This is a genomic window from Halocynthiibacter sp. C4 (genome assembly GCF_028823805.1).
In the GTDB taxonomy this organism is placed as follows: domain Bacteria; phylum Pseudomonadota; class Alphaproteobacteria; order Rhodobacterales; family Rhodobacteraceae; genus Falsihalocynthiibacter; species Falsihalocynthiibacter halioticoli.
The window spans coordinates 713,077-726,772 of record NZ_JAPEIE010000002.1; the positions used below are offsets into that span (position 1 = coordinate 713,077).

Sequence of the window (13,696 nt, forward strand, 5' to 3'; positions counted from 1 at the left end):
TGTCCATCCGATCAAAAAACGCGAGGCCCGCAATGACTGTCCATATTGGCGCAAAACCCGGCGATATTGCCGAAACTGTCCTCCTGCCCGGCGATCCCTATCGCGCAAAATGGGCGGCCGAAACCTTTCTGTCCGATGTAAAACTCGTGAACGAGGTGCGCGGAATGCTCGGCTTTACCGGTACATGGAAAGGCAACCGCGTTACAATACACGGCTCTGGTATGGGGATGCCCAGCCTGTCGATCTATGCGAATGAATTGATCTCCGAATACAACGCCCAAACGCTGATCCGTATTGGCTCTTGCGGCGGGATGCAGAAATCTGTGGGGGTGCGTGATGTGATCATCGCAATGACCGCCTCCACCCTCTCAACCCCTTCGCGCGGGATTTTCAAGGAACTCAACTTCGCGCCGTGCGCCGACTATGGCTTGCTCAAAGCGGCTGCGGATGCGGCCGAAGCCAAAGGCACCCCAACCCATGTTGGTGGGATATACTCAAGCGACGTGTTTTATGACGAACGCCCGGACCTGAACGAGCAAATGCAGCGTCACGGAATTCTTGGCGTCGAGATGGAAGCCGCCGAGCTTTACAATCTCGCCGCCCGTTATGGCCGCCGCGCGCTTGCTGTTCTTACGGTGAGTGACCACCTGCTGACAGGGGAAGCCCTGCCAAGCGAGGACCGCGAGAAGAGCTTTGGCGATATGGTTGAAATCGCGCTTGAAGCGGCGTTTGCGTAAAACAATTACCTCTTAAAACGAAAGCGGCGAAGGTTGCCCCTCGCCGCTTTTCTTTTTGCCTCTACTGCCCGATTTACGGCAGCACAACCACATCGAGCGGCGGAAAGCCGTTAAACCCGACGGAAGCATAGGTTGAGGTATAGGCCCCACAGGACGGGATGATAATCCGGTCACCTGATTTAAGGCCAAGTGGCAGGTGCACAGGGCGCTTTTCATAAAGCACATCGGCGCTGTCACAGCTTGGACCAGCGAGGATGCAAGGGCCGGTGTCTTCGTAGTCGCGATCAGTCAGGAACTGATAGCGGATACACTCGTCCATGGTTTCGGCCAAGCCAGAGAACTTGCCGATATCAAGGTAAACCCAGCGGCTCAGATCATTTTCAGACTTGCGCGAGACCAATACAACTTCGGCAGCGATCATCCCCGCTTCGGCAACAAGCCCACGACCAGGCTCTGCGATAAGTTCAGGAACATCACCAAACCGCGCTTGAACCTGCGCCATCACGGCGCGTGCATAATCAGTCGGCCCTTGGATTTCGTCACCGTAGAACGCAGGGAAGCCGCCACCGATGTTAAGCAGAGACAGATCAAACCCTGCCTCTTTTGCGTCTTGCCAAATCGCAGCAACCTGATCGAGCGTGTTTTCCCACATCGCAGCTTGGCGCGTTTGCGATCCAACATGAAACGACAGCCCCTTGGCGTTCAGACCAAGCGAACCAGCAAGCTCCAGCAAGTGCAGAACCTTATCGCGCGCGCAACCGAACTTGCGGGTGAGCGGCCAATCCGCATCGCAATTCTCTACAATCACGCGAACGAATACATCGGCCCCCGGTGCGTTTTCGGCGATCTTGTCCATCTCTTCTTCGGCATCGACTGCAAAGAGGCGCACGCCAACTTGATACGCAAATGCAATGTCGGACACGCGCTTGATGGTGTTACCAAAGGAAATCCGCTCCGCTGGTGCGCCTTGCGAAAGGCACAGCTCGATTTCCGCACGGGAGGCCGCATCGAAGTTCGATCCCATTTCCGCCAGTTTCGCAATGATTTCCGGAGCTGGGTTTGCCTTAACCGCATAGTGCATCGCGGCCCGTCCAAGGCCAGCCTTGAGCGCGTCATACTGGGCGGCAACCTGCTCTAGGTCCACCACAAGTGTGGGGCGGTCAAAACGGGTGTTACGGATATACTGCTCTGCTCGGTGAACAGGCGAAAAGGATTCAGGGACCGAAAACTCGGTTACGTATGCGTTCATGGTCATCTCCAACAGACCCGGCCATATATGACCGCTCACTTCCATTCAGAGACGTTACCGTCGCTACGTAACCATGGGGGATGAAACCCTTGGGACAGAGGCGCGTGCGTTGGCGTCTAGAAGCGGTATTTGTGATGAATCGTTTTCAAAATCAACAGTTTTTTGCTGCGCGACTTCAAAGTTTTTTCATCTGCATGAGAGAGAGGCTCGCAACTCATTGAAAAACAACAAGTAACGTCGGATTCAGGCGGCATTCCCCGTCCTAGAAAAGCGCAAATTTTCGCGTATTCTTACCCATAATTCCGCCCTCATATGCCAAAAAACACATTGGATGTCGTGGCCGCGCCGTACGCATGCCCATGCTGATTCATCTAGGGTGTTGTGACGCAAAAAGCAAATCAGAGTGGTGAGGTTTTTTGAATTGGCGCAGTCATCTGCTAATTTGGGCGCATGACCCATAGGACGATCTCCGATTATCACGCCGCGCAATCTCCAGAAGATCAGAAGATTTGCGATGTGCTTCGTGCCGAAATCGACGCGGCTCTCCCACTTGCCGAAAGCAAAATTTGGCATGCCCATCCGGTCTGGTTTCTGGAAGACAACCCGATCGTCGGCTACAGCAAACTCAAGCATTGCGTGCGGCTGTTGTTCTGGAGCGGACAATCTTTCGAGGCGCGTGGCCTTGCACGTGAGGGAAAGTTCAAAGCAGCCGAAGCGCGCTTTACTGAGGCGCAGGGGATCGACCATGACCTATTGCGAGCATGGCTGGCGGAAGCGCCGTTGGTTCAATGGGATTACAAAAATATCGTCAAACGTAAAGGGCGGCTTGAACGTATCAGCGTTGACTGACACGCCCCCAACAAAAAAGCCCCAACAAAATGGCGGGGCTTTTCCGTTAAAATTTGCGCGCCTTAGACTGCGCGCTCGACCATCATTTTCTTAATGTGGCTGATCGCCTCTGCAGGGTTCAGACCCTTCGGACAGGTCTTGGCGCAGTTCATGATTGTGTGACAACGATAGAGCTTGAACGGATCTTCAAGATCGTCCAAACGCTCGCCGGTTGCTTCATCGCGGCTGTCGATAATCCAGCGATACGCATGAAGAAGTGCCGCAGGGCCGAGGTACTTATCGCTGTTCCACCAATAGCTTGGGCAAGATGTGGAGCAACTCGCGCACATCACACATTCATAGAGGCCATCAAGCTTTTTGCGGTCCTCAATAGACTGTTTCCACTCTTTCGCAGGGCGGTTGGTCTTGGTTTCGAGCCACGGCATGATCGATGCGTGCTGCGCGTAGAAATGGGTGAGGTCAGGGATCAGATCCTTCACCACTTCCATATGCGGCAGCGGATAAATCTTAACGTCACCCTTCACCTCGTCCATGCCATAGATACAGGCCAGCGTGTTCACACCGCCCACATTCATCGCGCAGGAGCCACAAATCCCTTCACGGCAGGACCGGCGGAAAGTCAACGTTGGATCAATCTCGTTCTTGATCTTGATCAGCGCATCCAAAATCATTGGCCCACAGGTGTCCATGTCGACGAAATAGGTATCGATCTGGGGGTTTTTGCCATCATCAGGATTCCAGCGGTAAATCTGGAACTTGCGCACATTCGTCGCGCCCTCGGGCTTTGGCCACGTTTTCCCTACTTTAATTTTAGAATTTTTCGGTAATACGAGTTCAACCATTTCAGACTCCTAACGCCTGTAATCTTTGTCGGTGTCACAAACCTCGCCCATGGGGGCAAGGTTGATCCGGTCTTCTGTGAAGCGCTTCATCATCAACACACCTAGAACGTCCGCGCTTTAGGGGCGATTTTCTTGAGCGAAATACCACCCTCTTTTTCGGTCGTCAGCGGATCAACAACAACAGGACGATAGCTCAGATCGACCTTGTTGCCATCCACGCGGCTGATGGTGTGGACACGCCAGTTTTCGTCATCGCGCTCGGAATAATCTTCATGCGCGTGCGCGCCGCGGCTTTCCTTACGGGCTTCGGCGCCAACAATCGTTGCCATCGCGTTTGGCAAGAGGTTGGTCAATTCCAGCGTTTCCATAAGGTCGCTGTTCCACACGAGGCTACGGTCTGTGACTTTAAGGTCATCCACCTTGCCTGCGATTACCGTCATCTTCTCAACACCCTCTGCGAGGGTTTTGTCGGTGCGGAATACAGCGGCGTCGGCCTGCATGGTTTTCTGCATCTCAAGGCGCAACTCTGCGGTGGCGACATTGCCCTTCGCGTGGCGCAGCCCGTCGAAACGATCAAGCGCGGCATCAACCGAAGTTTGGTTCAGCACAGGGTTCGGTGCTTCGGCATCAACAACGGAACCGGCGCGGATCGCAGCGGCACGACCGAACACCACGAGGTCGATAAGCGAGTTCGAGCCAAGACGGTTCGCACCATGCACCGAGGCACAGCCCGCTTCACCCACAGCCATCAGGCCCGGCACAACGGCGTTGGGGTCTTTCTTGGTCGGGTTCAGCACTTCGCCAAAGTAGTTCGTCGGAATACCGCCCATGTTGTAATGCACGGTCGGAATGACGGGGATTGGCTCCTTGGTCACGTCAACGCCCGCGAAAATCTTGGCGCTTTCCGAAATACCAGGAAGGCGTTCGGCCAAGGCTTCCGCCGGGAGGTGGCTCAGGTTGAGGTGGATGTGATCTTTCCCCTCGCCCACACCGCGGCCTTCACGGATTTCCATGGTCATCGACCGGCTCACATAGTCGCGTGGCGCGAGGTCTTTGTAGGTCGGCGCGTACCGCTCCATAAAACGTTCGCCCTCGGAGTTGGTGAGGTAACCCCCTTCGCCGCGCGCACCTTCAGTAATCAGACAGCCGGAGCCGTAAATGCCGGTCGGGTGGAACTGCACGAATTCCATATCCTGCAGCGCGAGGCCAGCCCGCGCCACCATACCGCCGCCATCACCCGTACAGGTGTGGGCCGATGTGGCGCTGAAATAGGCGCGGCCGTAACCACCGGTGGCCAGTACGGTCATCTTGGCGTTGAAGACGTGGATTGTCCCATCGTCGAGCTTCCAGCAAACCACGCCCTGACATTCGCCATCTTCGGACATGATGAGATCAATCGCGAAGTACTCGATAAAGAACTCCGCATTGTGCTTGAGGCTCTGGCCGTAAAGCGTGTGAAGGATAGCGTGGCCTGTCCGGTCGGCAGCGGCGCACGTCCGTTGTACGGGGGGGCCTTCGCCGAATTCGGTTGTGTGGCCTCCGAAGGGGCGCTGGTAAATCTTGCCCTCTTCGGTGCGCGAAAATGGCACGCCGTAATGCTCAAGCTCGTAAACCGCCTTGGGAGCTTCACGAGCGAGGTATTCCATCGCATCCGTATCACCAAGCCAGTCCGACCCTTTGACCGTGTCATACATATGCCACTGCCAGTTATCAGGGCCCATGTTTGACAACGATGCCGCAATCCCGCCTTGCGCGGCAACAGTGTGGCTACGCGTCGGGAAAACCTTGGTCACACAGGCCGTACGCAGCCCCTGTTCCGCCATTCCGAGTGTCGCCCGCAAACCGGCACCACCGGCACCAACAACAACTACATCATAGTCGTGGGTTTCATATTCATATGCAGTCATGGAGCCAGCTCCTTAAAGCGCGATTTTGGCGAGGGAGAACAGGCCAGCGGCCATTACCCCGTAAGAGAAAAGGATCACCGTCACGATCCAGAATTTTTTGGCAAAGCCCCGCAGGTAATCCTCGATCATCATCTGCGCCCCTTTGCGGAAGTGCTGAAGACCAAAGACAAGCATCAAACCTGTGATAATCGCAGGGATGGGGCGGGAGAACGTGGCGATCACCTCTTCATAAGTACCGCCTAGCGCGCTGCCGAAAATGTAAACAAAGAACGGGGTCAAAACAGCAAGGCCAACGGCGCTTACCTGCATGTACCAATGGTCATAGGTTCCTGTGCCCGATGCACCGCGGCCTTCGGCCCGTTTACGATCTGTAATATAACGCATCTCGGCCCCCTTAGACGATCACGATTGTCAGAATGGTCAGAACGACAGAGCCAATCACACAGGCCCAGCCCAGCTTCTCGGCGGTCGGAATATCAAGCCCCTTGCCCGCATCATAATAGAGATGCCGCAAACCAGCGAGGAAGTGATACCAGATGCCCAGTACCGAGAGCGTCATGATGATGTCACCAACCCAGCAGGTCAGGATGCCATTGACGAAGTCGAAATACTCCGGCCCGCTCGCCGCTGCGAAAAGCCACCAGACCCCAAGCACGAATGACGCCAGCAATGCGTTTCCTGTGATCCGCGTCAGGATCGAAGAGATCGCGGTTATCTGCCAGCGATAGACGGTGAGATGCGGAGAGAGCGGCCGCGCGCTCTGCTTTGGATCAGCCATGGGGACTCCCTTTCAGGATGTGATGCCTTTGGTATGTTTATGCCACTAATAGCGGAAAAATCGAAGCTGTCACTCTTTGAGCGCGTAAAATCGCGGGAAAATTGCCGCAAGTTAGCGATAAACCCCAAGATGTGATCACAGCTTGCAACCCCGTGATCACAAATAAAGTAACAATTCTCTGATTTTGTGAAGATAAGAGAATCTCTAAGGATTGTGCCGGTTTGGCAAGATTTCGGGTTGCCGCGACCTGCCCTAGACCGGAACGAAGGCCCAGTAATCCAAATCAAGCAGAACGTCGGGATTGTATTTCCCCGCACCGTCTTTCAACGCGCCAGCCGCTCCACCCTTGCTCGCTACGAGCCGCAACCGCAATGCGCCAATACCCGGCGCGTCAACCTCCGCCTTGTCCAACACCTCGCTCCATGCAGTGACCGTATCGCCTGCAAAACAAGGGTTCGCGTGGGATCCCCCATTGATCGCGGCGATGAGTTGCGCGTTGGCCAATCCATTGAATGACAGCGCCCGCGCAAGAGACATAACATGCCCACCATAGATAAGCCGCCGCCCGTCTGGGCGCTGCCGCGTATCGAAATGCACCTTGGCCGTGTTCTGCCAAAGGCGGGTGGCCATCATATGCTCGGCTTCCTCGATGGTTACGCCGTCTACATGGTCGATGATCTCGCCAGCCTCGTAATCCGCAAACCGATGCGGCTCTCCGGCGAGGGCAAAATCATAACCGCTAAAATTCAATCCCTTTGGAACGGGTAAGTCGTCCGCCGCAACAACAGGATTAAGTTTTGGAATTACGGTCTCTGGCGCCTCTGAGCCGACGTCACGCTTTTTAACCATAACCCAGCGCACATAGCTTAAAACCGCCTCATCTCGCTGGTTCAACCCCGTGGTCCGCACCCAGACAACACCAGATTTGCCGTTGCTGTTTTGCTTAACGCCAATCACTTCGCTCACAGACCGAAGCGTGTCACCCGTATAAATCGGCTTTAAGAAACGCCCCTCCGCATATCCAAGATTGGCAACCGCATTTAGCGAAATGTCAGGCACCGTTTTGCCGAAAACTGTATGAAAACCTATGAGCCCATCAAGCGGTGCTTCGGGCAACCCGGAGCTACGGGCAAACTCATCGGACGAATGGATCGCATGGCACGCGGGATAAAGCGCGTGATACAGCGCGCGCTCCCCGCCAGAGAGTGTGCGGGGCACAGCGTGGATAATCTCCTGCCCAACGGCAAAATCCTCGAAAAAGCGCCCCGCGTTGGTTTTCATTAGTGCTGACCCAGTTTGGTTTCAGGTGTGTATGTGCCTTCGGCCTCTTTGATTACGGCTTGCGCACACCGCATGACGCCGTTGGCCTGATCAAAGGCGTAAGAGGGAGAGCCATGCAGTTCCCAACCCTTGTTCAGCGCATCTGTTACCTTATGGCAAAATGCGGATGTGTCGTCTTCTGTGAGTAGTCTGTAAAGTTTCATCCGTAAGTTCCTAGAAATGGGCTATATCCTAGCCAAGTGTGAATGCCGGCAATGACCGCATAGAGCACGATCGCAATCACCACGACGCGCAAATCTCTGGCCCAAGTGCCCGCTTCGGGGCGTTGCCAAGCGCCCTCTGCATGATTGATAAGCAGCATCTGTGCAATGGCCCAGAGGCCCAAACCACCGAATAGGATGATCGAGGCCAGATCGCCATTCACCAGCAAATGCGCAACCGCCCAAACAATCACACCCGTCAACATCGGGTGGCGGATCTTGGTCCGCACAACGCCCGGAGCGCTTCCTGCACCAAGCAGGAAAATAGAGAAGAGCATAAGCAGATTGTTAAGGTGCCCCATCCCTGCCATCGGCGTATAGACTGGAATAACCTCCGCGCTGCGGTATCCGATCACCATCAGCACGATACTCAACAAGAGCGTGCCCGCCACAACGCCCTTGCCAGCGTTGCCCATGCGTTCGCGCACCTGTGGCAAAATCCGTTTGAACATATGCGCGTCCATCCAGAGTAGAACGCCGAGAATAAGCCAGATCATAAAAACCTCCCAATGTGAATCTCGTTCACATTGCCCCTATTCCGTGCGCTCCGCAATGGCCTTTGCCTTGGCGAGGATATCGCGGGCTGTGGCAACGTGCAGGTTCTCGACAATCTTGCCATCCAGAACGGCAACACCCTGCCCCTCCGCCTTGGCCGCGTCAAACGCCGCGATCTGACGTTTCGCAAGGTCGATGGCCTCTTCGCTGGGGGAAAAGACAGCATTGGCGGTTGCAATTTGGGCGGGGTGGATCACCGTTTTCCCATCAAAACCAAGGTCGCGCCCCTGCTCGCATTCCGCCGCAAGGCCCTCGTCATCTTTAAAGGCGTTGAACACACCGTCGATCGCAATAACCCCATGCGCCCGCGCCGCCAAAAGAGACGATTGAAGCGCCCCCATCAGCGGCAGTCGATCCGCGCGGAAACGGCAGTTGAGCTCTTTGGCAAGGTCATTCGTTCCCATAACAAATGCCTCGAGCGCGGGATGAGCGGCGATATCGGCCGCGTTGAGCACCCCGAGCGGGGTTTCGATCATCGCCCAAACCGGCACCTCCGGCAGCACCTTCCGCGCCGCCGCAACATCGTCCGCCGTTTCAACCTTGGGAAGCAACACCGCATCAAACGCGAGCCCTTTGAGAGCCGCCAAATCTGCGGCGCCCCACTCGGAGTCCGCGCCATTCACCCGCACGACCTTGAGCCGGTCTCCATAGCCGCCCAATTTGAGTGCATCGGCAAGCGTTGCGCGCGCAGCAACTTTCTCTTCGGGCGAAACAGCGTCTTCCAGATCAAAGATAATCGCATCCGCAGGCAGCCCCTTGGCCTTTTCAAGCGCGCGCGGTTTGGACGCTGGTATATAAAGAACAGAGCGCACAAGTTTGGGGGGGATGGTGTCTGACATCAATCGTCCTCGCAATAATATTGCGCAAACAATCCCCAATTCGCACCAAAATGGCAAGGCTAATTTTGCCGCAACGCAGAAAAATCCGCCACCTCGGCAATTTTCGCCGCGTCACACCCGTTGTAAAGCCGCCCTAAGTGAGGCTTTCCCAAATCAACTTACAGCCCGTAATCAGCAAAAACGCATATGTCAGGCGGAAGAACCAGGTTTCCGGCATTTTGCGATGCCCGATCACCCCGAGATACACGCCAAGAAACGCAACGGGTGCAAGCAAGACATTCGCAATCGCCGTTTCTTTGCTGAAGATGCCGAGCATCAGGTAAGGCACAAACTTAATAAGGTTGATCGCCCAAAAAATGATCACTGTTGTGGCCTGAAACTCGGTTTTGCTCATCTTTTTCGACAAAAGATAAACCGCCGCAGGGGGCCCACCTGCGTGGCTAATGAAACTTGTAAAGCCCGCAACCGCCCCTGCAATCGCCCCCGCTGCACGCGGCAAGGGCTTCTCCGCCGTCTTCAAAAGCCCGCTTGATCGCGCTGCGGTATATGCCACGAACCCGACCGCCACGAGACCAATCAAGAACTTGAACACATCGGGATTGGCCACACTATAGAGCGCTGCACCGAGCAGGATTCCAGGAAGCGAGCCAAGGATCATCAGTTTGGCATCGTCCCAATTCCACTGCTTCCAGAACGCCTTAAGCGCACCGATATCCATCAGCATAAGCAGCGGCAACATCAATCCAACCGCTTGCCCCGGCTCGAGAATCAGCGCCAAAAACGGCGTCGCCGCAAAGGCCGCGCCGCTCCCGAAACCACCTTTGGATATACCCGCAAACAGCACAGCCGGAATGGCAAACGCGAAAAATACCAGATCGAATTCCATGGTGTAACTGCCCTGTAGCGCGGTGTTTTATTGGTAATTCCCAACACCATTATACGTTCGATAGCGCTAACGTAACCCCTTTTCCACAGACGCGCCGCAGTGCAGCGCACTTGCGTGACGCGCCGCAAATGGCTAGGGAAACTCGTGGACATAACAGACCAAGGATCAAATTCATGGCCAGACCCAAAATCGCGTTAATCGGCTCGGGACAAATCGGCGGCACGCTCGCACACCTCGCCGCAATGAAAGAATTGGGCGACGTCGTCCTCTTTGACATCGCAGACGGCATCCCTCAGGGCAAAGCCCTCGACATCGCGGAGTCCGGCCCTTCCGAAGGGTTTGACGCTACTATGTCGGGCACAACCGATTACGCTGATATCGCTGGCGCGGATGTTTGCATCGTGACCGCTGGTGTTGCACGTAAACCCGGCATGAGCCGCGACGACCTGCTCGGCATCAACCTCAAGGTGATGAAATCCGTCGGCGAAGGCATCGCTAAGCACGCACCGAACGCATTCGTGATCTGCATCACCAACCCGCTTGATGCGATGGTTTGGGCGCTGCGCGAATTCTCCGGCCTTCCGCACGAAAAAGTTTGCGGCATGGCTGGCGTTCTTGACTCCGCACGCTTCCGCCACTTCCTCGCATCCGAGTTCGACGTTTCTATGAAAGACGTCACAGCGTTTGTTCTCGGCGGCCACGGCGACACAATGGTGCCGCTCGCACGGTACTCGACTGTTGCAGGCATCCCGCTTCCAGACCTCGTGAAAATGGGCTGGACCACACAAGAGAAGCTCGACGCGATCATCCAGCGTACCCGCGACGGTGGCGCCGAAATCGTTGGCTTGCTGAAAACAGGCTCCGCTTTCTACGCACCAGCCACATCGGCAATCGAAATGGCCGAAGCCTACCTCAAAGACCAGAAGCGCGTTCTGCCTTGCGCAGCCTATGTTGACGGCGCTCTCGGCCTCGAAGGTATGTATGTGGGTGTTCCAACCGTAATCGGCGCCGGCGGCATCGAGCGCGTTGTCGACATCAAGATGAACAAAGAAGAGCAAGCCATGTTCGACAACTCTGTCGACGCGGTAAAAGGCCTCGTGAAAGCTTGTAAGGAAATCGATCCTTCGCTTGGCTAAGCCTTGCTTGAAATCTATTGAAACTGGGCCGGAGTTTTCCGGCCCTTTTTCGTTTCCTGCCCCGAACCCCTTATTCTTAAGGGAGCGCTAACATTTTAGGCGCTGCGATTCGGGTATTTCACGTTTTGTGATCACACTATTTGGGGCTGTGATCACAAAATTGGCTAAATCAGCCAAAATCCGCCACCACAGTGTGAAATCCGTTTGTTTACGACCTATATGCGTGTTTACGTGGAAAAGAACGCAGTAGTAGATAGGATTTTTTCGTGAACATTCATGAATATCAGGCGAAGGCGCTTCTTCGCAGCTACGGCGCACCTGTTTCGGACGGGCGTGTTGTACTCAAGGCCGAAGACGCGAAAACCGCCGCTGGCGAAATGGACGGCCCGCTTTGGGTTGTTAAGGCGCAGATCCACGCAGGTGGTCGCGGCAAAGGGAAATTCAAAGAAGAAGCAGCGGGCGAAGCAGGCGGTGTGCGCCTTGCGAAATCCGTTGAGGAAGCCGCAGAGCACGCCAAAGCGATGCTGGGCCGTACATTGGTCACACATCAAACCGGCCCTGCCGGTAAGCAAGTGAACCGCATCTATATCGAAGACGGTTCCGGCATCGAAACCGAACTCTACCTCGCATTGCTCGTTGATCGCCAAACTTCCCGCGTGTCTTTCGTTTGCTCCACTGAGGGCGGCATGGACATCGAAGAAGTTGCAGCAGCAACACCAGAGAAGATTCTTTCCTTCTCGGTTGATCCGGCAACAGGGTACCAAGGCTTCCACGGTCGCCGCATCGCATTTGCGCTCGGCCTTAAAGGTGCGCAGGTCAAGCAGTGCGTTGCGCTGATGGGTCTGCTCTACAAAGCATTCCTCGAAAAAGACATGGAGATGCTCGAGATCAACCCGCTGATCGTGACCGACAAAGGCGATCTCAAGGTGCTCGACGCCAAAGTCTCCTTCGACGGCAACGCGCTCTATCGTCACTCCGACATCGCCGCTCTCCGCGACGACACCGAAGAAGACCCCAAAGAGCTTGAGGCCAGCAAATACGACCTCAACTACATCGCGCTCGACGGTGAAATCGGCTGTATGGTCAACGGCGCAGGCCTTGCCATGGCAACCATGGATATCATCAAACTCTACGGTGCCGAGCCTGCCAACTTCCTCGACGTAGGCGGCGGCGCGACCAAAGAGAAAGTGACCGAAGCGTTCAAGATCATCACCTCCGATCCAAACGTTAAAGGCATCCTCGTGAATATCTTTGGTGGGATTATGCGCTGTGACGTGATCGCCGAAGGTGTGATCGCTGCGGTGAAAGAAGTGGGCCTCAAGGTGCCGCTGGTTGTACGTCTCGAAGGAACCAATGTTGAAGAAGGCAAGGCCATCATCAACAACTCCGACGTTGACGTGATTGCCGCCGACGATCTCAAAGACGGCGCCGAAAAAATTGTTAAAGCGGTGAAGGGCTAGGATCATGGCAGTACTCGTAGACGAAAACACAAAAGTGATCTGTCAGGGCCTCACCGGTTCGCAGGGCACATTCCACACCGAACAGGCCATCGCTTACGGCACCAAAATGGTTGGCGGCGTAACACCGGGCAAAGGCGGTCAAACCCACCTGAACCTGCCCGTGTTCAACTCCGTTCACGAAGCCAAGCACGTGACCGAAGCCAATGCCTCCGTGATCTATGTTCCGCCCCCCTTCGCGGCGGACTCGATCCTCGAGGCCATCGACGCAGAGATGGAACTCATCATCTGTATCACCGAAGGCATCCCTGTGCTCGACATGATGCGCGTTCAGCGCGCGCTTGAAGGCTCCAAATCCCGCCTCATCGGGCCAAACTGCCCCGGCGTGATTACACCTGACGCCTGCAAAATCGGCATCATGCCTGGCCACATCCACAAGCGTGGCTCCTGTGGTGTGGTTTCGCGCTCCGGCACGCTCACATATGAGGCCGTAAAGCAAACAACCGACCTTGGCCTCGGCCAGTCCTCGGCTGTTGGCATCGGCGGCGACCCGATCAAAGGCACAGAGCACATCGACGTGCTCGACATGTTCCTTGATGACGACGAAACACAGTCCATCATCATGATCGGTGAAATCGGTGGCTCCGCAGAAGAAGAAGCTGCTGAATTCCTCGCCGAGCAGAAGAAAAAAGGCCGCTGGAAGCCAACCGCTGGCTTTATCGCTGGCCGCACAGCCCCTCCAGGCCGCCGTATGGGCCACGCCGGTGCGATCGTTGCCGGTGGTAAGGGCGGTGCCGAAGACAAGATCGAAGCGATGAAATCCGCTGGTATCGTTGTCGCCGACAGCCCCGCCACCCTTGGCGAAGCCGTGATCAAAGCGATTGAGCTCGGTTAATGTACATGCTGCGATCCGCACATAG

General features: G+C 55.6%; 15 protein-coding genes. 5 read left to right on the forward strand and 10 right to left on the reverse strand.

What is annotated here, in order from left to right; genetic code table 11:
* The first annotated feature begins 32 nt into the window (after positions 1-32).
* Entirely contained in the window at positions 33-737 is a 705-nt protein-coding gene (gene deoD / locus OU789_RS10595; protein WP_263952448.1) for a purine-nucleoside phosphorylase, read from the forward strand.
* Positions 738-810: 73 nt separating this feature from the next.
* Here the strand turns inward: deoD and OU789_RS10600 are convergent, their stop codons facing one another.
* A complete protein-coding gene (locus OU789_RS10600; protein WP_274655561.1) occupies positions 811-1,986 on the reverse strand; it encodes a type III PLP-dependent enzyme in 1,176 nt (391 codons plus the stop codon).
* A 450-nt stretch (positions 1,987-2,436) separates the two neighbouring features.
* On the opposite strand from OU789_RS10600, the gene OU789_RS10605 reads away from it, so the two are divergent.
* A complete protein-coding gene (locus OU789_RS10605) occupies positions 2,437-2,835 on the forward strand; it encodes a DUF1801 domain-containing protein (RefSeq protein ID WP_274655562.1) in 399 nt (132 codons plus the stop codon).
* A 62-nt stretch (positions 2,836-2,897) separates the two neighbouring features.
* On the opposite strand, the gene OU789_RS10610 is transcribed toward OU789_RS10605, so the two are convergent.
* The 9 genes from OU789_RS10610 to OU789_RS10650 form a co-directional block, all read right to left on the reverse strand.
* Positions 2,898-3,677: a succinate dehydrogenase iron-sulfur subunit gene (locus tag OU789_RS10610; RefSeq protein ID WP_263952445.1), complete on the reverse strand. Its 780-nt coding sequence runs from the start codon at positions 3,675-3,677 to the stop codon at positions 2,898-2,900.
* Between the two features lie 101 nt (positions 3,678-3,778).
* Positions 3,779-5,584, reverse strand: coding sequence for a succinate dehydrogenase flavoprotein subunit (sdhA, locus tag OU789_RS10615; RefSeq protein WP_263952444.1), 1,806 nt, complete (start codon positions 5,582-5,584; stop codon positions 3,779-3,781).
* Positions 5,585-5,596: 12 nt separating this feature from the next.
* Positions 5,597-5,968, reverse strand: a complete 372-nt coding sequence (gene sdhD, locus OU789_RS10620; RefSeq protein WP_263952443.1) for a succinate dehydrogenase, hydrophobic membrane anchor protein — start codon at positions 5,966-5,968, stop codon at positions 5,597-5,599.
* A 10-nt stretch (positions 5,969-5,978) separates the two neighbouring features.
* Positions 5,979-6,362 (reverse strand): succinate dehydrogenase, cytochrome b556 subunit, encoded by a 384-nt coding sequence (gene sdhC, locus OU789_RS10625; RefSeq protein ID WP_263952442.1) that lies wholly within the window; start codon positions 6,360-6,362, stop codon positions 5,979-5,981.
* 252 nt (positions 6,363-6,614) lie between these two features.
* On the reverse strand, positions 6,615-7,643 hold the full coding sequence (locus OU789_RS10630) for a MaoC family dehydratase (protein ID WP_274655563.1): 1,029 nt from the start codon (positions 7,641-7,643) through the stop codon (positions 6,615-6,617).
* Entirely contained in the window at positions 7,643-7,846 is a 204-nt protein-coding gene (locus OU789_RS10635; protein ID WP_263952440.1) for a DUF1737 domain-containing protein, read from the reverse strand. Before OU789_RS10635 ends, OU789_RS10630 begins: the two co-directional genes overlap by 1 nt.
* Positions 7,843-8,400, reverse strand: a complete 558-nt coding sequence (locus tag OU789_RS10640) for an NnrU family protein (RefSeq protein WP_274655564.1) — start codon at positions 8,398-8,400, stop codon at positions 7,843-7,845. The genes OU789_RS10635 and OU789_RS10640 overlap by 4 nt, the downstream gene beginning before the upstream one ends.
* 36 nt (positions 8,401-8,436) lie before the next feature.
* On the reverse strand, positions 8,437-9,297 hold the full coding sequence (locus OU789_RS10645) for an HpcH/HpaI aldolase/citrate lyase family protein (RefSeq protein ID WP_274655565.1): 861 nt from the start codon (positions 9,295-9,297) through the stop codon (positions 8,437-8,439).
* A gap of 133 nt (positions 9,298-9,430) precedes the next feature.
* Positions 9,431-10,183, reverse strand: a complete 753-nt coding sequence (locus OU789_RS10650; protein ID WP_263952437.1) for a sulfite exporter TauE/SafE family protein — start codon at positions 10,181-10,183, stop codon at positions 9,431-9,433.
* A gap of 173 nt (positions 10,184-10,356) precedes the next feature.
* Between OU789_RS10650 and mdh the strand changes: the two genes are divergently transcribed.
* The 3 genes from mdh to sucD all read left to right on the forward strand — a co-directional run bounded on the left by mdh (position 10,357) and on the right by sucD (position 13,671).
* Positions 10,357-11,319, forward strand: coding sequence for a malate dehydrogenase (gene mdh, locus OU789_RS10655; RefSeq protein ID WP_263952436.1), 963 nt, complete (start codon positions 10,357-10,359; stop codon positions 11,317-11,319).
* Positions 11,320-11,585: 266 nt separating this feature from the next.
* Positions 11,586-12,779 (forward strand): ADP-forming succinate--CoA ligase subunit beta, encoded by a 1,194-nt coding sequence (gene sucC, locus OU789_RS10660; RefSeq protein WP_274655566.1) that lies wholly within the window; start codon positions 11,586-11,588, stop codon positions 12,777-12,779.
* A 4-nt stretch (positions 12,780-12,783) separates the two neighbouring features.
* Complete coding sequence (sucD, locus tag OU789_RS10665) at positions 12,784-13,671, forward strand: succinate--CoA ligase subunit alpha (RefSeq protein WP_263952434.1); 888 nt, start codon at positions 12,784-12,786, stop codon at positions 13,669-13,671.
* Positions 13,672-13,696: the final 25 nt, after the last annotated feature.